General features: G+C 45.3%; 14 protein-coding genes. 2 read left to right on the forward strand and 12 right to left on the reverse strand.

Translation table 11 applies throughout. The annotated features are described in order from the left end of the window. Positions 1-88: 88 nt before the first annotated feature. The 5 genes from AC50YO_RS03025 to AC50YO_RS03045 form a co-directional block, all read right to left on the reverse strand. Complete coding sequence (locus AC50YO_RS03025) at positions 89-1,945, reverse strand: ABC transporter ATP-binding protein (RefSeq protein WP_494842995.1); 1,857 nt, start codon at positions 1,943-1,945, stop codon at positions 89-91. Beyond that, entirely contained in the window at positions 1,929-3,698 is a 1,770-nt protein-coding gene (locus tag AC50YO_RS03030; RefSeq protein WP_494842997.1) for an ABC transporter ATP-binding protein, read from the reverse strand. Before AC50YO_RS03030 ends, AC50YO_RS03025 begins: the two co-directional genes overlap by 17 nt. A gap of 39 nt (positions 3,699-3,737) precedes the next feature. Continuing rightward, positions 3,738-8,267, reverse strand: a complete 4,530-nt coding sequence (locus AC50YO_RS03035; protein ID WP_494842999.1) for a DEAD/DEAH box helicase — start codon at positions 8,265-8,267, stop codon at positions 3,738-3,740. Between the two features lie 155 nt (positions 8,268-8,422). Continuing rightward, positions 8,423-10,129: a WG repeat-containing protein gene (locus AC50YO_RS03040; protein ID WP_494843001.1), complete on the reverse strand. Its 1,707-nt coding sequence runs from the start codon at positions 10,127-10,129 to the stop codon at positions 8,423-8,425. A 152-nt stretch (positions 10,130-10,281) separates the two neighbouring features. After that, the gene (locus AC50YO_RS03045; protein WP_494843003.1) at positions 10,282-11,175 is read right to left on the reverse strand and encodes a site-specific integrase; all 894 of its coding nucleotides are present in this window, start codon (positions 11,173-11,175) and stop codon (positions 10,282-10,284) included. A 430-nt stretch (positions 11,176-11,605) separates the two neighbouring features. On the opposite strand from AC50YO_RS03045, the gene AC50YO_RS03050 reads away from it, so the two are divergent. Continuing rightward, positions 11,606-11,896, forward strand: coding sequence for a hypothetical protein (locus AC50YO_RS03050; protein WP_494843005.1), 291 nt, complete (start codon positions 11,606-11,608; stop codon positions 11,894-11,896). A gap of 57 nt (positions 11,897-11,953) precedes the next feature. On the opposite strand, the gene AC50YO_RS03055 is transcribed toward AC50YO_RS03050, so the two are convergent. Beyond that, positions 11,954-12,100, reverse strand: a complete 147-nt coding sequence (locus tag AC50YO_RS03055) for a hypothetical protein (protein ID WP_494843007.1) — start codon at positions 12,098-12,100, stop codon at positions 11,954-11,956. Positions 12,101-12,467: 367 nt separating this feature from the next. Between AC50YO_RS03055 and AC50YO_RS03060 the strand changes: the two genes are divergently transcribed. Then, a complete protein-coding gene (locus tag AC50YO_RS03060) occupies positions 12,468-13,028 on the forward strand; it encodes a 3D domain-containing protein (protein WP_494843009.1) in 561 nt (186 codons plus the stop codon). Positions 13,029-13,344: 316 nt separating this feature from the next. Here AC50YO_RS03060 and AC50YO_RS03065 read toward each other — a convergent pair whose 3' ends face one another. From AC50YO_RS03065 to AC50YO_RS03090, 6 genes are all read right to left on the reverse strand, one after another. Continuing rightward, a complete protein-coding gene (locus AC50YO_RS03065; RefSeq protein ID WP_494843011.1) occupies positions 13,345-15,288 on the reverse strand; it encodes an ATP-dependent DNA helicase in 1,944 nt (647 codons plus the stop codon). A gap of 95 nt (positions 15,289-15,383) precedes the next feature. Further along, positions 15,384-15,602 (reverse strand): cold-inducible protein YdjO-related protein, encoded by a 219-nt coding sequence (locus AC50YO_RS03070; RefSeq protein WP_494843013.1) that lies wholly within the window; start codon positions 15,600-15,602, stop codon positions 15,384-15,386. Positions 15,603-15,806: 204 nt separating this feature from the next. Further along, on the reverse strand, positions 15,807-16,001 hold the full coding sequence (locus tag AC50YO_RS03075; protein ID WP_494843015.1) for a hypothetical protein: 195 nt from the start codon (positions 15,999-16,001) through the stop codon (positions 15,807-15,809). Positions 16,002-16,015: 14 nt separating this feature from the next. After that, positions 16,016-16,672, reverse strand: a complete 657-nt coding sequence (locus AC50YO_RS03080; RefSeq protein ID WP_494843017.1) for an HAD family hydrolase — start codon at positions 16,670-16,672, stop codon at positions 16,016-16,018. After that, the gene (locus tag AC50YO_RS03085; protein WP_494843019.1) at positions 16,650-17,210 is read right to left on the reverse strand and encodes a hypothetical protein; all 561 of its coding nucleotides are present in this window, start codon (positions 17,208-17,210) and stop codon (positions 16,650-16,652) included. Before AC50YO_RS03085 ends, AC50YO_RS03080 begins: the two co-directional genes overlap by 23 nt. A gap of 20 nt (positions 17,211-17,230) precedes the next feature. Next, a complete protein-coding gene (locus AC50YO_RS03090) occupies positions 17,231-17,752 on the reverse strand; it encodes a GNAT family N-acetyltransferase (protein ID WP_494843021.1) in 522 nt (173 codons plus the stop codon). Positions 17,753-17,786 lie beyond the last annotated feature (34 nt).

Below are 17,786 nucleotides of genomic sequence, written 5' to 3' on the forward strand. Positions count from 1 at the left end.
CATTTTGAACTAATCTATCTCGAATACTTCCGGCACGGTTTAGTGTTTCACTGGCTTTACTGGTTTTCTTCTTTTATACAATCTTCTTTTATACAATCAAATTACGATGCATATTATAATAGCTGCCTTCTTTGCGCATTAACTCTTCATGTGAGCCTTGCTCCATAATCCCGCCCTGATCGATAACAAGGATCGTATCCGCGCTTTGAATAGTAGATAGACGATGCGCAATAATGAAGCTCGTCCTGCCTTTCATCATGCGGAGCATGGCTTCCTGAATACGGAGCTCCGTCCGGGTATCTATGCTGCTGGTAGCCTCGTCTAATATAAGAATCGCTGGATCAGTCAGCATGGCGCGAGCAATAGCAATCAATTGCCGCTGCCCTTGGCTGAGATTGCCGCCATTCTCAGATAGGGGTGTAGCATATTGCAGAGGGAGCCGCCTAATGAAGCTATCGGCCCCTGCCATAACAGCCGCTGCTTCGATCTCTTCGTCCGTTGCATCAGGCTTGCCATAGCGCATATTATCTCTAATCGTTCCTGAGAATAAATAAGTATCTTGCAATACAATGCCGAAGCTTCTGCGGAGACTATCTCTCGTATACTGCCGAATATCACAGCCATCAATCCTAATACTGCCCTCGGTTACATCATAGAACCGGGCAAGCAAATTAATAACGGTCGTCTTGCCCGCACCCGTCGGACCTACGAGTGCCGTTCGGCTGCCTGCTTCTGCACGAAAGCTTATTCCTTTCAGAATTTGGACATCCTCTCGATAACCGAATTTCACATTATCGAAGACGACAGTTCCCCGCGGTTCTATCCATTCTACAGATTCCGGAGTGTCTAACGGCTCCTCCTTCTCATCGAGCACATCGAACACGCGCTCTGCTCCGGCAATGCCGGATTGAAGCACATTATAGACGTTGGCCAAGTCATTAAGCGGTCTTACGAACTGTCTGGAATAGCTTAAAAAGCTGGCGATTACGCCAACGGTTATCATCCCTTTGACGGCCAGCACACCGCCGACAATGGCAACTGCTGCAAAACCAATATTGTTAATGACACTAAGGAGCGGCATTAAGAAGCCCGACCAGATCTGGGCCTTCGTCCCCACCTTGCGCAATTGTTCATTAACCTGCTTGAATTCATCAATAGCCGTCTGTTCGTAATTGAAGGCTTTGACAACCAGGAATCCAGAGATTGTCTCTTCAATTTGGCCATTCAGCTTACCAAGCTCCGCTTGCTGCCCTTTGAATAAACGGCTCGTGCGCTTCGTTATCGTGCTTGCCAGCACATAGACAAGCGGTACTGTAATCAAGGTGGCAAGCGTTAATAGCGGACTTAACAGGAGCATCATAGCCAAAGAGCCCGCAATCGTAATGGCCCCTGTCATTAATTGGGCAGCAGTCTGGGAGACAGAGGTGCTCACATTATCTATATCATTGGATAGTCGACTCATCAGCTCGCCATTTTTGCGGGTATCGAAATAAACGAGCGGCAGCTTCTGAAGCTTGGCAAAAAGTGTACGTCTCAGTTGGCTTACAACTCTTTGCGATATGCCGGCGATCAGCCAGCCTTCCAAAAAAGTAAATAAAGCATCTATTAAATAAGCCGCCACAAGAGCAAAAAGTACAACATGAAGCAGCTTAAAATCGACTTTTCCAGAGTCCTCAAGCATCGCATCAATAGCAACACCAATTAAGTAAGGCCCTAGCAGCACTATGGAGGACCCGAGTAAAATAATCGTAAACACGATCATTAGCCTTTTACGCTCGGGCTTCAAATAGCTCCATAGCCGAAGCAGCGTTCTGCGGAAGTTTTTAGGCTTTTGCGCAGGCCCTCCTCTAGCGCCTCGCCCTCCGAAGGCTCTGCCGTTTCGTCCACGGATGGCTCCATCCTTGGACGATGTATCGCTGCCTGACTGCTTATTGAACTGATGCATGTTTGCTCACCTCCTGTCCGATCTGCGAGCGATAGATTTCCTGATAGACCGGGCAATTACCCATTAGTTGCTCATGAGTACCCCTGCCGACGATTTCTCCATCATCCAATACAAGGATCGTATGTGCGTCTTTTACCGATGCTATACGTTGTGCGATTAATAAACAGGTAACGTTATGTGCATAGTCACTAATCGCTTGTTTAATAGAAGCTTCCGTAGCACTGTCAAGTGCGCTCGTACAGTCATCCAGAATAAGTATGTCCGGCTTGCGTATAAGTGCTCTGGCAATGGATATACGCTGCTTCTGGCCTCCCGAGAAGTTGACGCCTCCTTGACCGATCAGCGTATTATACTGCTCCGGCAATTCCGAGATGAAGCCATCAGCCGAAGCCATGCGCGCTGCGTCCATAACTTCCTCCAATGTTGCCTCTGCTTTGCCTATGCGTATATTCTCAAGCACCGTTCCTGTAAATAACAAGGATTGCTGTGGTACAACGGCAATGCGTTGGCGCAGCATTTCAGTATCCAACTCACGAACGTCAATGCCATCTATCTTTATTCGGCCTCTAGTGACTTCGTAAAATTTAGGAATCAGATTAATAAGGGTGCTTTTTCCTGAACCTGTTGACCCAATTATAGCCACTGTCTTCCCCGGTTCACAGGTGAAACTAAGCGATTTCAGGACAGGCTCTCCTTCTGAGCCAGCATAAGCAAAGCTCACTTGGTCATATTCAATCTCACCATGGCGATTGCCGCTAGCCTTAACAGGCTGCCGTGAGCCAGCATTAGCTCCTTCTTCCGATGAAGCAGTTGTATCCTGTGCCAGCACCTCCGTTATTCTTCCAGTAGAGGCCTTTGCCCGCACGAACATATTCGTAATCATCGTCATTGTTGTTAACGAGAACAGAATCTGAGTCATATAATTCACGAATGCAATGATAGTACCGACCTGCATATGGCCGCCATTAACCCGAATGCCTCCGAGCCAAATAACAGCTACGATTCCCAGATTCATCGCAAGTGTAACAAGCGGACTGAAAAAGGCCATAATGCGTTGAACGGCGACCGAACGAGTCTCATATTCTTGGTTAATGCCATTAAATTTATTCACTTCATAATCAAAACGGTTGAATGCCTTGACGACACGGACTCCCGACAAATATTCACGCATCGCCCCATTCAACCGATCGAGAGCATTCTGCACCTTTAAGAAAAGCGGGAAACCCACCTTCATATTAAGAACAATAAGCATGCCGACGATTGGGATGACGACAATAAGCACCGTTGATAAATAGGGGTTCAGGCGAAAAGCCATAATGAAGCCGCCAATGCACAGCAAGGGAGCTTTTACAAATATCCGCATCATTCCATTAACGAAATTCTGCACCTGCGTCACGTCGTTGGTCATGCGGGTAACTAAAGACGCCCGATCGAACTTGTCCATCTTCTCGAATGACAGCTGCTGAACCTTCTCGAAGAGATCCTGCCGCAATTCAGAGCCGAACCGCTGCGAGACCCAACTGGATACGATGTTGCGAGTAGATGCCGAGATTGCCCCTGCCAGTGTAATAATGAGCATCCAGCTCCCCAATCGAAGCACGATATCCATATCCTTGGCAGCGACCCCTTCGTCTACAATACGTGCCATAATGGTAGGCTGGAGTAAATCTGCAGCTGCCTCAAAGGTGACGAGCAGCACGGAGAACGTGAACAGAACGCCATATTTTCGGATATATTTCTTCATGTGCTGCATTCTTCCTTCTCCTTTCAACGACGGCAAAACTATGTACGCTTACTTCAATTGGCTAAGCCATAATACAAGGGATTTTCGGTCAAGCTCAGCGCCAATCTCTCTTAGCTGCGCGCCAGCTGTAGAAGCTGTAACGCCTTCGCCGTTCCAGCTCTCCACTACAATCTTGGTCAGTTTCTGCCTGCGCAGCACTGTACCAAATATCTGCTTTAAATCTTCCGCTGTACTGTGATCAGCCCTTTTGTTATTCTCCACAACAGGCCGTTCAAAAGCATGGACGCGCTTCCCATTGTTCTCCAGCCAATACAACCATTCTCCACCTCGAATGACAAGAAAATTGCCAGGCTTTCTGGCGAATGAACAGTTCTGGCTAGCCGGCCAGTCAAAAAGCAATCCGTATGGATTAGCTGGATCGACAGCTGATAATACAGTTAATTCTCCCTCTTCTTGCAATGGACGACGCATGATAGCCGCAATCTCAGATGTAGTAAATTGCATGGTCATCGTACCTTCAATAAAAATGCCTCTCGTAATTGTGCCCCATTCCTCCAGCTTACGGAGTATAGGCTGAAGCTGGTCCCAACTGAACGGAGTAACGGCAGCAACGAGCTCTTTGGTAATAATCCCGTAGCCATCCAGCAAATGCCTAAGCCACTCGGCAGCGGATGGCTCATCGCTAGATGGCCTCCAAGCTACTCCCTTCAATGTCCCGCTTACACTTCCAGCTTCTGCACCTATCTTAAGCTGCTCTTCACTCTCCAATATATCGTTAAGGCAGTACCATCGACCAAGTCCAGAACCGCTGCGTGTACGATCCTTACCAGCCTTGAGACCCAGCAGTCGGAGAGGCGCGAACTGATCATTGGAGACATGCCCTTCCCACGCAAGCTCAAGCAGCTCGGACAAAGTCTCACTCGGCACTTGCCCCGCATCCCGGCTTAAGCGAGTTAGAAAGCTGGCTCCCGTTGCTTGAAGGCGCTCCTTAAGCAGAGGAAAAGCGCTTTCCCGCTTCAAGCTGGCTTTTATTAGCGGCTCATATAAGAATGTGCTAGCTCTAAGGAAGAAAGCGACCTTGCCCTCCTTATCGCCTGGCTGCTTGCTGCCGATCCAGAATACTTCTCCAGTTGCACATAGCAGGTCCAGCTCCTCTGCACGGTATTCAGCCATCCGAGATGGGAAGATTATAGATTCCCAATGAGAGATTGGCAAGAACAATCCTTGGAGCCTTTCGATAACGCCAAGCAAGCCAACACTACCCCGAAGCTGTGTTCCCTGAAGCGCATGCTGAAGAAGCGCTATTTGGGAGCACCAACGGATAGGCTCGACAGGTTGTACTTGCTTGCGGGCAGCGCCAATAGAAAGTCGAAGCATCCTTGCGGCCGTCTTGCGGCTGGACCATATTCGCTCTTCTGAATTAACAGCGAATGGCGCCTGCTCGATTATTCCGAGCTCAAGAAGCTCACTTACTATCCTCTTCGCATCACTTAAGGTAAGCTTCGGGTAACGCTCACATAGCTCTACATCGGTAAAGGACAACCGATAATCCGCGAATCGCCCGATAATAAAAGCGATAGATGCCGTTGTCTCCGGAAATTCCCTGTATAAGGCATCCTCTTCTCGCGCAATCCACCTTATCCAATCTTTGTCTGCTGCAAATGAAATAGACATGATCTGCCCTGCTTGCTCTAACTGCCCCAGCCATTGAATCGTTTCGCTGCCAGCCAGCTTGACGATTTCGTCCGTTGCCATATCCCCGCGGCGTTTGAGCAGCTTCAATAAATCGCTTGGCGCTTGAATTGACAGCTCCGACTCACTTAACCGCTGCCTCTCGGCTTCCAGCACTTCGTTCGATACCGCACTTCCCAGAGCGCCATTACCGAATACCCGCCCAGCCATTTCTTTGCTAATATTCATCAGCTGCATTTGAATTGCTGCATCAAGGCCATCGCCTTCATAGATCCGCATATTGACATAATCAGCCAGAAATTGTGTAGCCATCGGAGATGGGTAATCGGATTGGCGTACGACAATCTCTATGCTCCCATCGTTTATGGCTTCCAGCACTACACGGAGATTATCCATATCCAAATAATGATGCAAGCACTCCTGCATCGCTTCAGACAAATAAGGAAATTGCTCCGCATAGGGCAAGGCTTCCCGAAGCAGCTCTTCGCTGCGAAGACGTTTTTGCCAGAGCGGCGTACGCGTGAAGCTGCGCGATAACAGCAGTGATGTTTCCGTAGTATGACGGAAAGCAATCGCCAATAAGGGTGAACCCGTTATCGCCTCTGTTAATAGAGATTCCAAATTATTCGGGGTAACATGCCAGATCGTCTGCAGCCAAGAAGCGTCCCATTCCGGCAATACGAACTCTATTCCATTGTCCTTCGCATTGCCATACAGTCGATAAGGAAGCAGCTTCTCGAACTGGCGTTCAATAGCCAGCAGCCAAGTGCGATTGACTCGACGGCCGAAGGGATTATGAACAATAACATGAGTTTGGTTCATGAGGTCACAGTAATGCTCAATAACGATCCGGCGATCCGTAGGCAGCTCGCTGAATCGGCTCTGGTTACGGGCAAGGGAGATTAGCTCTCCCGCTGTATAAGAATCGACCCCGTAATGGGACTTTAACCATTCCAGCGTCTCAAGATCATTCTCCTCATGAGCTTGTTCCTGCTGTTCTATAGAATAAGCTGCTCTAGACTCGTACGATTGATCGGTGTTAATCAGATTCAATCGGCTCTCCAATTGTCCCATGAAGGCTCCTACCTTCTTGCCGAGACGGAATGAACGGCTAGGTCCCTCATTGCGCCAAAATGGTATTTCACTAAATGAATTGGCAGCTTCAGCGACATATAGACGATCTTTATCTATTTTGCGAATCATCCATGCATTGGTGCCCAGTTGGAATACATCACCAACACGGCTCTCTTGGACGAATTCCTCATCAAGCTCTCCTAAGTGGACCCTGCTATCTATATGATGCACCGGATAGGCAGAGCTTGAAGGAATGGTTCCTGCACCTGTCATCGCAGCTATTGATGTATTTTTCCTTTTGCTCAGCAAGTCTGTATCCCGATTCCAATCGATTAATGGCTTAGCAAAAGGATAAAAACCGGCGAGCACCTGAACCATACTGAGCAGCCTCTCCTTCGGAAAGTCCCGATAGCTGTCGCTCTTGCTGATTAAACGATGCAGCTGCTCCAGCGTCAGTTCGTCAGATGCGACAATGGAAACCGTCTGCTGGGATAACACGTCCAGACGATTGCGCGGAATTTCAATCGGTTCAATCTCCCTCTCCGCAATTTGCTTGCTTAGTACGGCAATTTCCGGCAAAGCACCGCGCTGGCGTGCAAAAATAACTCCGCGACTGACGCTGCCAACTGCATGTCCCGCCCGGCCTATTCGCTGTATGCCTGATGCCGCATCCTGAGGGGAATCAAGCTGGATAACGAGATCGACATGACCCACATCAATTCCCAGCTCAAGCGATGAGGTGGCAACAATGCAGCGAAGCTCTCCTGCCTTCAGCATCCGCTCTACTTCAAGCCGCCGCTCCTTTGACATGCTCCCATGATGGGCCCGTGCCATCTCGTAGCCGGCATGATCATTCAAACGCAGACAGAGCCGTTCACATAATCGTCTGCTGTTCACGAACAGAAGTACGGAGCGGCAATCTGTCATCAGAGCGAATAAATGGTCTAGTATAGGAAGCCACACCGACTCCCTTGAAGGCATCGGCTGTGAATGATCCGGCATGGTGACTTGCACGTCCATCTGTTTGTTCATGCTGCTCTCTATAATAGCCACTGGTCGTTGTATGTAAGTAAGCGGGTGATTAAAAGAATAGGCTGGATGGCTTACTGCAACTGCTTGACTATTCACCTTATCCCGTTCCTGCCAGCCTCCAAGAAATTGCGCAACACGCTCCAAAGGCTTCTGGGTAGCAGATACACCAATTCGTTGAATAGGACGATTGCATAAGTGCTCGAGCCGCTCTAGCGATAAAGATAAATGCGAGCCGCGCTTGTCCCGTGCCAAATCATGAATCTCGTCTACAATAGCATATTGTACGGTTCGGAGCAGGTCCCTGCCTTTCTCCGATGTGAGAAGAATAAATAGAGACTCCGGGGTAGTTACCAGCATTTCTGGAGGCTTCCTCAGCATTGCAGAACGCTGGGCACTCGTTGTATCTCCAGTACGTACGGCACAGCGTATTCCGGGCCAATGCTGATTTGCTTCGCTTGCCGTTCTTTCCATTTGATCTATAAAATGCACAAGATGATCAAATATATCATTATTCAGCGCCTTCAACGGCGTGATATATACAATCCGTACACCACTCTTCCAGACTGATGTCGTCTTGGCCTTTATAACGCTATCCAAGCAAGGCAAAAGCGCCGCGAGTGTCTTTCCTGATCCCGTGGGAGCCGCTATAAGCGTATGCTTGCCTGCCATAATTGCAGCCCATGCTTGCAGTTGCACATCTGTCGGCTCACCGAATTCCGATTGGAACCAAGCAGCGAGTGTAGGATGCAACGAATGGAATAATGATTGCGATAGGCTCAACTAACTCAACTCCCCTTCCTAATCCTCTACAGCTTCATTCCTAATTATACCAACACAATCGATCCATCGCCAAAAAGAAAGACCACAAAAAAAAAAGCACTGCATCCATTGGATCAGTACCTTAGTTGAATACGATTTCCTTATCCCTAATCTAATCAAGGATGAAAGGACCTCCAGAACTCCCCGTCCACTGCAATAATCGCTTTTATCCGCTCATATGGGATTGAAAAGGTAGGAAAGCCTGCAGCGTACGGTCCAATTTCATACGGCTGGAAATAAAGATGCAGCGCATTCTCCGTGACAAAAAACGGCTGATCCGGCTTAATTCTTGTAAACGAATCCGGAAATACATAGCTGTATTGCGGATCATTCTTAATCTGATCGCTGACTATTCTGCTAAGTACCGATACATAATCGCTGCCTGGCTTGAACAGATCACCCAAGCTGTACATCATGCCATCCACTATGTTGATCGGCGTGTAGATCATCGTCGGCATGCCATGCGCAGCGCCAAAAGGGAAGTGATAGCCGCTAAGCTCAAGCACCACTAGATTATGCTTGAAAAAAGCAACGTCAAAATCACCCGTATACGAATAATCCAACTGTGTATCCGCTGGAATAGGCTTGACCTGCGATAGCTCCTGCAGCTTAACGTTGATTTGCTGCTGCTTGTGGAGGTCACTTATCCCGCTCAGCGAAGGATAATAGACCAAATAATCTTTATTCGGCTTGTATTTATGCTCCAGCACTTTATAAGCATCTCGCAGCCTGATGACCGTATTAGGCTGCCAAATCAGTTGCCCATTTCGCCTTGTATAAAAGATCCGATTGTCGATATTCGCCTGAATGATTCCATCCATCAAGACGAGATTTCCACTGCCGTTGAAACGTGGCAAGCCTGGCGCTGCTCCTCCGCTTGTATCAATGAAATAGGTCATACTGCCAGCATTGACTGAAGCCAATCCTTGCTTATAATCCGACACATCGCTATATTGAAATTCTGTCAGCCGTCGACCGTTACTATCAAAAATCGCATAGCTGGAGCCTAAAAAGGGCTGCTTGTCATCAATGGCCTTCCCAGCTGCTATTCTCTGATGACCAAGCTGCAGGATAGAGTTGTAGATGGGCTCAATGACTATTTCACCCTGTTTATTAATTAAGCCATACTGTGAGCCATAATCCTTCGCGGTATTAACAACAGCTCGACCTTGTTGGAACCCCCTCGCATCCGTGAATGAAGGTGGGATAGCGAAGTTTCCTTTTTCATAGATATAGCCATATGGCCCACTACTTTCTTGCTGAAAAGGCAGAAGCCCATCCCCAAACACTCCGACGAATGGATAAGTATACACCGCCACCTTCGTCCCATCTGGACGGATTAACGCATACTCCCTATCCTTAATTTTCACAACAGCGCGATCATGCAAGAAATCGCTGGCTTCTTCATATTGCAGCGGGATCGTTTCTTTCCCATGGCGGTCCAAATATCCATAGCGATTGTTTCCTGAGGCATCCGTATTATAGACCATTGCTCTGTCGTCATGCATATTAGACATATAAGAATAGGCCTTCGATGTAACGACATGCCCTGCTTCATTCATCAGCTTGAAGCCCTCTTTATCAATAATGACAGCTCGACCTTCCGAGAACGGACCGATATAATCATAGATCGGCTTCACTCTGTACGCTCCAGCAGTATCGATTAATCCACTCTGATTATTGCTCTGAACAACCGCTACACCTAACGGTTGGAATTCATAGGCATATTCATATTGAGGCGAGATTACCATATGGCCACTGCCATTGATATACCCCCATTTTGTTCCATCTGATGTTTTGACCGCTGCAGGGTATAAGAACATGAACCAGCCCCCCTGTTCCAAAAACGAATATGAACGTAACCATTCTATGCGAATAATTCGAAAATATGATAATAGATTTACATAATTATAGTTATGTAAACCTATTATTTAATCCGTATATCCCTATACTATTACGGGGATATACGGATGCCTTATTTTATAAATTGAATAGGTATTTTTCCTGAAATGTTATTCATCGCTTGCTTCAACTGTTTATTGTCAATATGTGTATAGATTTGTGTCGTTTCTATACTGGCATGGCCAAGCAGCTCTTGCAGCGTCCTTATATCAGTACCGCTGCGAATCTGCATCGTAGCGAATGAATGCCTTAATTTATGACTCGATATCGGCTTGTCTGCTAGTGCCGGCATATTCAGCTTCAACTGATCGATCGTTTTGTCCGCTACTGTCTGTATCATACGGATCGACAATCGCCTTCCAAACTGAGATACGAACAGCGGCTGTTCCTTGCCCTGCCTAGTCTCAACACGTTCATCCAATGCTTGTAGAAGCACCCCGTGGATCGCGTCAGGCAGAGGAATAACGCGCCATTTACGCCCTTTACCAAGTATATGTATTGAACCATCCTGACGAATATCCTGAACATTCATCCGATGAACTTCACCGACGCGTAATCCGGCATAGGACATGAGAAGAACGATCGCCAGATTCCTCCGGTAGTATTTGCCGCTAATTGACTGAAGCAGCATCTCCAATTCATTTTCTTCCAAGTAAACCGGTATCCGATTCTTCTCTTGCTTGGACTTTGCAATTAAAGTCGCCGGGTTGCTGTCTGCTGCCTCCATCTCAATCATTGCTTTATAAAAAGAGCGCAACGAAGACAACTTCCGATTGCGAGCTTCATCCCCCGCTCCTCTTTCCCTGCTGGTAGAGAGGAATCGCATCACATCTAATTTACTTACTTGCTTCACAGTTACAGGGTGGATAGAACTAAGAAAATGATAGGTATCATTCAAATAAGCCTGCTGCGTCGCTTTGGTCATTCCTCTATTTTTCATCCAGATCGAGAATAATTCCAATTCCATTCCATAGGTATCCGCTATCTCATGCTGATTGATAAGAATCCCCCTCTATGACGTAATAATAATGAAAAATATGCCTTCAAATGAACAAGCTAGTCTATTCTATCACATCCAAAAAGCCGTTTACAATTGAAACTGCGTGAAATATGTATTTCACGCAGTTTTTTTAGTGCAAAATAAGGCAGCTCTTTTTTCCATTAGAACATATTAATGTCATTACTACTGGTGCCGTATGCATAACGCCCATTTGGAGCTAGTATACTAGTTCTCTCCTCAATCCAATCTGAAGCATCATAATTCCATCTCCCTTAAAAAAGTTTAAATATCCTCAGCTAGTACGGTTGATAATAGCACTCGTACATATTGCTCACATTGAGTAACCGTTTATAGGCATTTACATATACTGAGATTAAAATTTGAAGGAGGCTCTATTATGCCTTGTACTCCTCCTGTCCCTTGTGCCAATTATGGAAATCCGCCAAACTATATACCACCACCTCAGATCGTTCCACAAGTAGCCACTCCACAGAAATTCGGTCAATTTGTAGGTGGTTGGCTATACATTTATGTTACAAATCCTACATTGGGAGATCGTTGGATTTATGTAACAGCTCTTGAACAGCAATTTGTTTATGGTTGCACGCTGGTTCCACAGCCTAATGGCGATATTGCACACTTGCCAATTTATGTTGCGTATTCATTAATATATGGATGGGGAACATAATTCCAATGGCGACTATAAAAGGTCGCCTATCCTTATGTAATTGATGTTTTATCTAATTTACTGTTTGCTTCCCTTTATCCTTTTTAAAACTGCACAATCCTCTCCTCCTCTGTGTGCTCCTTTGATGCGCTCATTTTCCATTTCTACATATTTATCAAATTTGACGAACGCAATCCAATTCCTCTTATTTTCAATGGCAGCCACAGGCATTGTACTTAAGCCTTGCAAGATTACCAGCATTTCCTTTTATAGATTCAGAATTAACTTTTGCTGATATTGGCTTAAATTTCAAGAATATTTTCGGTGAAGATTATCGAAAAGTAGAAGATGTATAAAAATTGAACATTAGTTTTAATTATGTAAAAGAGATACCTAAATTAACTTTTTTAATACATAGGTAATAAAAGCGATATTTCATAGCCAATTCAACACACATAATCATTAATGATTGAGATCCTATCTATATGGTTAATAGCTATCTGATACATAAGTATTAAATTAAGACCCCTAGTGAATTGCAATAGTAAGCAACTGGAGTCTTGCAAATTAAGGCAAAATCTAGGAGGAATGCATGAGGAAGACTATTCTCTTTGTATCTGCGCTGGCTATCTTAGTGTCATTTACAGAAAGCAAAACCAGTGGAAATACAGAAGCAAATACATATGATCCTACTATTTACACACATCAGACTGTTGAGCTAATTGAAGAAGTGGAAGATGAAATATCAAAAGAAAAGAAGTTAAAAGAAAAAGATTCTAAAGAAGTAACAGCTAAAATTAAAACAATAGGAGTTAGTACCACTAAACCAACTTCAAACGATTATCAAATGTTCGAAGTTACAGCGTATACGGCTTATGAGGAATCAACCGACAAGGACTCCTCACATCCTGAATTCGGCATCACAGCAAGCGGTAAGAGAGTTAAAGCTAATCACACAATTGCTTGTCCTAAGTCAATGGCGTTTGGTACAGAGGTATATATTTCCTACTTTGATAACACATTTGTATGTGAAGATCGAGGTGGGGCTATTAAAACTGGAAAGCTTGATGTTTATATGAAAACAGTTAAGGAAGCTTTAAAATTCGGAAGAAGAAAATTGGATGTAGTAGTAATTAAACCTGAAGCAAGTTGAGTTAATGGTAGAGTTTTGTAATTCGATCAAGCTCCATTCATATCATATACCACTGAAATCCTATATAGTTCACTCCGTTCTCACTCAATCACTGTACATATATATTCCTTTACCTAAATCCCCTACCAGGCAGCCCATTATTTAAGTTATGATCTTCAATCCTCCTCCCTACGGGAGTCCAGAATCATCACGAATTTCAGGAATACATAATGCATATTGTTTTCAGGCGTTGCTTATTTCGAATTACTTAGATTAATAACATAAAAAGCAGCCTCCGTGAGGAAGCTGCTTTTAGGCTTTTATAAATCCATATACTCTAAAAAGTCTCTACAGCGACCCCTTTTGGAATCACTTGAAGCACTTGCTCACGAACCTCTTCTTGATTCAATTCATCTCCGAAAATGACAATGATGCCGCTATCGTCCCGAGTCCGAATTAGGCGGCCGATTCCCTGCCTTAACCGCAGCAGCATGTAAGGCATATCAATCTCATCGAATGGCGCGACTGCGTCCAGACGTCTCGATGCGAATACCGGATCATTCGGAGGGAATGGCAGCGACCACATAATGACCTGCGACAACGAAGCTCCTGGAATATCCAGTCCCTCCCATAGCGTCACGGCACATAGAATGCTTGTCTCCTCATTCTGGAACGCTGCAATCAAGTGGCTGATTTCTGCTGAGCCTTCATATAAGAAACGATATTCGCTTGATAGAGGACGATCATTCATCTCCGAACGAAATTGCTCAAGCTCCTCGAATGATGGGAATAGGAGCAAGGTTCGCCCATCCGATTGACGCAGCCGGTCGTCCGTCATCGTTATTTTGTCATGAAAGCTTAGCTTGGCTTCAGGAGATGGGAGATAGACTCGCATTTGCTCTTCATAATCGTATGGAGAAGGTACAGAGAACGAAAGTGCTTGTTCAATACCAAGACTAGCCTTTGTATAATCAAAAGCGCCATTAACAGATAATGTAGCGGAAGAAAAGACAATCGGCATTTTTTTCGCAAATACCTGCTCCTTTAATACTTCCTTCACCCATTTCGGCATGATTACAAGTGATATGCCATCCTTATCCTGTGAGACCCAGCTAATAGGCTGCTCAGGCCGCTTGAATAAGGAGAGCGCGAATTGAATCATTTCTAGATGCTCTTCTACAATTTTGAGCTGATAGGAATCAATTGTGAACAAGCCGCCTTCGAACACCAGCTCCTCCTCAATCGTAGACAAAATATCTTGAAGGCGATTCACTTCACGCAGCAGCTCCTGATTCCATACAATCTCTTTGCGATCCGAAGCTGGAACCTTGACACTGTATTGGTTGACCAAGCGGAAGAGATGTTCGCTTTGTACAATCGCATCTTCAATAGCAACCGCTAAAGACTCCCTTATCTCATCTTGAAGCAAGCGTGTAATAATTCCTTCAAATACAGCATGGTTAAGCTTATAGGTTAATGCTTGCTGCGCCGCTGTTTCCAGTAAATGTCCTTCGTCAAATACGACAGAACTATGCTCTGGCAATAACGGTAGCTGGCCCTCCCGCTTTCTTGCTTCATACGTCCACACATGCTCCATATAGAAATCATGGGAGCAGATAATCAGATCTACTGCTTTACGATAATGCTCACGTGACAGCGTTTGACCGCAGCGATGCCTTCTGCTGCATACAAGGCAATCCTGGAATACATCCCAGCCCACTTTCCCCCACTGCTCGTCATTCAGCTCCGGATAATCTTTACGATTGCCATAGGGATGAAAGCTCTGCATTGTTTCAGGCTTGTGAACAAAGCTCGGTAGCTCACGGTAAAGATCATCAAATGCTTCATCCGCATCAAGACCCGATCTCGCATCATCCAGCTTGTTCAAACAAAGATATTGATTCGGTGATTTGCCCAGCCTTGCATCAATCGTTAAGTCCAAGTAACGTGCCAGCTTAGCAATATCTCCCTCAGGTTTGACCAATTGCTCAATCAAGGACTCATCTGCACAGGCGATAATAGCTGGTTTTCTCGTGTAACGCGCATAGCTGATTGCATAGAGCAAATATACAAACGTTTTGCCCGTCCCGACTCCTGCCTCAGCAAATATCGTCTGCTTTTCGGTATAGGCTCTCTCTAATTGAAATGCCATAAAAATTTGTTCATCTCTAATCTCAAACCCAGCTTCAGGCAGCAGCTCATAGAACACATCCGCAATCCAATTGCTTGCTTGCTCGATGAATGGCAGCGTCGGGTCGAACGTAAACGGATATTGACTCACTCTCGGCTTTCCTCCATTAGGCATGAACGGCTGCGTGTAAGCAACACGCAGCCGTTCATGCTATCCCCTTTGTCATACAAATAATAAGGTATTCATTAAAAGTCAGTTTTCGGCTTACGCGGCTGTGGTTTTGGCTTGTTCTGTACAGCCGGCAAATGCTTCATGCTACGCAGCATAGGCCCTTTGCAAATCGGACAGCTTTGTTCCGCTGAAGCAAATTGATCTCTGATCCATGCTTTGCAATCCGGATTTTTGCATTTCAAAATTTTCGTTGGTATTAATTTCGGTTTTGTAGTGTCATCGCTTGTAGCCAATCTTTAGCATCCCTTTCCTTCTACACGTAAAAAAACAATCCCGAATAATATATCACTTTCAGGCGCTTGAAGTCAAAGGCATTCTTATATTATATCACTCCGGCCTCTTAATTCGCGCTATTCCTTTATTATAGCGGAATCACAGGCATTACACGAGCTCCATACATTTCCTTACTCCTCTATTTCCATGCGATGAATCCCATCCTAATTCGACTGGTTAGTAATGAATTGAAAAATGCCCACAGCCACTAAACTCAAAAGAAATACAACGATGAACCCAATGAGATAGGTAATCCATACAGGCAATTGCTTATAGCTTTGTTTGCCCAACCGCTTCTCCTTATTCTCTAAATGTTCCAGTCTGTCTCTTATCTCTTGAAGGTCTTGGTTATTATCCATCCTCATTACCTCCCCTAATCAATCGCTATTAAATCAACTAACTCCAACAAGTTTCTGATTACCCCATCATGCTCAAATTCCAAATGATAATGAAGGCTTTCCTTCCAAATCCCCCTCATTCCTACAGCTCTGCTTGCGGCAATATCATGATCGGGATGATCCCCAACATACACAGCTTCTATCGGATCTATCCCTAATCGTTCCAATGCCCGAAGAAAAATTGCTGGATCAGGCTTTTTGATCCCTTCAACCTCAGAGATCAATATCGCATCGAATAGATGGTCGATCTTCAATGCTTTTATATGATTCATTTGGAGCTGGCCAGGTCCATTCGTAATTAGAGCCAGCTTATACCCCTTATTTCTCAACAGCTCAAGCAATGGTTGCATGCCTTCAAAAGCGATACAGTGATATTGGAATCTCTCCAAATAATCAGCAAGCAATGCCTCCATCAGGATCGAAAGCTTATATACATCAATGAACTGCTGATACACCTTATCCTTCCATACGTAGCCTCGCTGATCCCATTCAACGAATTGACGTATGTACTCATCCTTTGGAATAACATGCAGCTCTTGTATACGATCATGCTGCGCCGCTATGAAGGCTCGCAAAGAAGCATCCCGATTCAGCAGCGTGCCATCTAGATCAAACAGAATTCCCTTTAGCATCCTTTGGTTGCCTTCCTTGTCCGATTCTTCTTCCGATTACAGCTGCTATATATCCTAGAACGATTGCCATTATAATACCCAGACTATACGTAAATCCGTTCACGTAGGCTGTATTCGAATATTGATTCCAATGGCCCCATATTGAAGCATGCGGATCAGGTGCGAATGGCGTGTTGCTTAAAGTAAACAATACAAGATCTTTGTACAAGGCCGCCGCACCGACTTGTATCAATCCTAATACAGTAAGGAACCCTATCAATCCATAATGATAAGAACCCTTTTCCATTCGCTGTGCAAATATAGATCTTGCTGTTATCCCTATTAAACCCAAAAACACAGCATACACAGGAAGCAGGAGAAAAACAAAGAGCATGGCAGGGTTACCATTGCCGGACCAATGCCCCTCATATTTGATTCGGAAAGTGAATAAATCGACGACCACAACAAGAAACAAAGTAAGGAAGAATAGTGCAATTAAGCTTGTAATGACGATTGCCCGCTTCGCAAACACTGGCCTATTAATTACCGCTTCTGCCATAATGGGACGCTCCCCTCTGCTTATTCTACAGATGCAATAGCTTTCTCATATAGATTGGCGCGCCAATTATCCCATTCCTTCGTCTTGACATATTGATAGCCGCAGCTTCGATAATAATCGTTCAAGCGCTCGTTATCTGCCATACAGTCGAGGCGCATATAGCGCTTCCCATTATCCTTGGCATATTGTTCAGCCCACTGCAGCAGCTGCGTGCCAACTCCCCTTCCTTTGTGATCTCTGCTGACTGCAAAACGATGAATATAACTTGATTCCTTGTTATCGAGCTCCTCCCACATAAAAGGATCTGATGAGCACAGAAGGAGAGTTCCAACGATAGCCTTATTCCATCTCGCCAAATAGATTTCCGAGGTGTTAAACCATTCATAGACTTGCTCGATATTAAAAAACTCAGGCTGCCATTGATTGATCCCTTTGGCTTGCAGCCATCTCGCAGAGCCTTGCCACAGCTCCAATACAGCAGGTCCTTCCTCTAAACTCGCCAATCTTATATCCAATTCCACTCGTTCCTCTGCCTTGTTCATTGTAGTCACCTCATGGTCAATTATTTTGCAATCG

It is taken from the genome of Paenibacillus sp. J22P59, from assembly GCF_059383895.1.

Excerpts from the sequence above, each read along its gene's own strand:
- AC50YO_RS03025 (WP_494842995.1), bottom strand. The coding sequence starts at position 1,945 with ATGCATCAGTTCAATAAGCAGTCAGGCAGCGATACATCGTCCAAGGAT.
- AC50YO_RS03030 (WP_494842997.1), bottom strand. The coding sequence starts at position 3,698 with ATGCAGCACATGAAGAAATATATCCGAAAATATGGCGTTCTGTTCACG.
- AC50YO_RS03040 (WP_494843001.1), bottom strand. The coding sequence starts at position 10,129 with ATGTTCTTATACCCTGCAGCGGTCAAAACATCAGATGGAACAAAATGG.
- AC50YO_RS03045 (WP_494843003.1), bottom strand. The coding sequence starts at position 11,175 with ATGGAATTGGAATTATTCTCGATCTGGATGAAAAATAGAGGAATGACC.
- AC50YO_RS03050 (WP_494843005.1), top strand. The coding sequence starts at position 11,606 with ATGCCTTGTACTCCTCCTGTCCCTTGTGCCAATTATGGAAATCCGCCA.
- AC50YO_RS03060 (WP_494843009.1), top strand. The coding sequence starts at position 12,468 with ATGAGGAAGACTATTCTCTTTGTATCTGCGCTGGCTATCTTAGTGTCA.
- AC50YO_RS03075 (WP_494843015.1), bottom strand. The coding sequence starts at position 16,001 with ATGGATAATAACCAAGACCTTCAAGAGATAAGAGACAGACTGGAACAT.
- AC50YO_RS03080 (WP_494843017.1), bottom strand. The coding sequence starts at position 16,672 with ATGCTAAAGGGAATTCTGTTTGATCTAGATGGCACGCTGCTGAATCGG.
- AC50YO_RS03085 (WP_494843019.1), bottom strand. The coding sequence starts at position 17,210 with ATGGCAGAAGCGGTAATTAATAGGCCAGTGTTTGCGAAGCGGGCAATC.
- AC50YO_RS03090 (WP_494843021.1), bottom strand. The coding sequence starts at position 17,752 with ATGAACAAGGCAGAGGAACGAGTGGAATTGGATATAAGATTGGCGAGT.